Here is a 1,473-nt window from a genome sequence, read left to right on the forward strand (position 1 = left end):
GACGCCCGACGCGCCCTGGGCCAGGCTGGCCAGCTTCAGCGCCAGCATCAGCCGTGCGATCGGTTCGGGCGACGGTTCGCCCACGCCCCCGGCGTGGCTGAGCACGATGTTGCGCTGGAGCGCAGCCAGGTCTTCGGGCCCGATCCGCACGGACGCCAGCTTCCCGAAGCCGGTGTTGATCCCATAGGCGGGCTCGCCCTTGGCCACGATCCGGCCCACGGCCTCGGCGCTCGCCTTCACCACGGTCGCGCAGCCGGGATCCAGCCGCACGTCGGCCCCGCGATAGATGGCCCGCCATTCCGACATGGGAACGTCGCCGGGCCGCAGGGTCACCGCGTCCATGTGGTCATGCCTCCGAATACGCGGGACTGCAGGGGGTTGAAGCCGATGCGGTAGACCAGCTCGGCCGGCCGCTCGATGTCCCAGATGGCGAGGTCACAGGCCTTGCCGGCCTCGAGCGTCCCAATGTCGGAGAGGCAGCCCAGAGCGCGCGCCGCCTCGCGGGTCACCCCGGCCAGGCATTCGTCCACGGTCATCCGGAACAGGGTCGCGGCCATGTTCATGACCAGCAGCAGCGACGTCATCGGCGAGGTGCCGGGGTTGCAGTCGGTGGCCAGCGCCATGGGCACGCCCGCGGCGCGCAGGGCCTCGATCGGCGGCAGTTTCATCTCGCGCACGAAGTAGTAGGCGCCGGGCAGCAGCGTCGCGACCGTTCCGGCCTTGGCCATGGCGGCAATCCCCGCGTCGTCCAGGTGCTCCAGGTGGTCGGCCGACAGCGCCCCGAAGCCGGCCGCCAGGGCCGCGCCGTTCAGGTTCGACAACTGCTCGGCGTGCAGCTTCACCGGCAGGCCATGCGCGCGGGCCGCTTCGAACACGCGCCGCGTCTGTTCGGGCGTGAACCCGATCCCCTCGCAGAAGGCGTCCACCGCGTCGGCCAGGCCCTCGGCCGCCACCGCCGGGATCATCTCGCGGCAGACCAGGTCGATGTAGCCGTCCGCGTCGTCCTTGCACTCCGGCGGCAGGGCGTGCGCGCCCAGGAACGTGGTCATGACCCGGATGGGCCGGACCTCGCCTAGCCGCCGCGCCGCGCGCAGCGACTTCAGCTCATGCTCCAGCGACAGACCGTAGCCCGACTTCACCTCGACGGTCGTCACCCCCTCGGCGATCAGGGCGTCCAGCCGCGGCAGCGCCTGCGCCACCAGCTCGTCCTCCGACGCCGCCCGCGTCGCCGCCATGGTCGAGACGATCCCGCCGCCGGCCCGCGCGATCTCCTCGTACGAGGCCCCCGCCAGCCGCAGCTCGAACTCGCGCGCCCGATCACCGCCGTAGACAAGGTGCGTATGCGGATCGATCAGGCCGGGCGTGATCCAGCGCCCCTCGCAGTCGATGGTCTCCGCGGCCTCGAAGTTCGGGGCGTCGGCCGCCGAGCCCGCGAACCGGATACGCCCATCGCCGCACGCCAGGACGCCGTCT

General features: G+C 72.1%; 2 protein-coding genes. Both read right to left on the minus strand.

Annotation, left to right across the window (positions count from 1 at the left end; genetic code table 11):
- On the minus strand, window positions 1-342 hold a 342-nt coding region (locus JNK30_RS15290), incomplete at its 3' end, for an aromatic amino acid lyase (protein ID WP_293483420.1).
- Window positions 330-1,473, minus strand: a 1,144-nt coding sequence (gene hutI / locus JNK30_RS15295) for an imidazolonepropionase (RefSeq protein WP_293483422.1), incomplete at its 5' end; no start/stop codon positions are given. The genes hutI and JNK30_RS15290, both read right to left, overlap by 13 nt.

The sequence above is a fragment of the Phenylobacterium sp. genome (genome assembly GCF_016793225.1).
Taxonomy (GTDB): domain Bacteria; phylum Pseudomonadota; class Alphaproteobacteria; order Caulobacterales; family Caulobacteraceae; genus Phenylobacterium.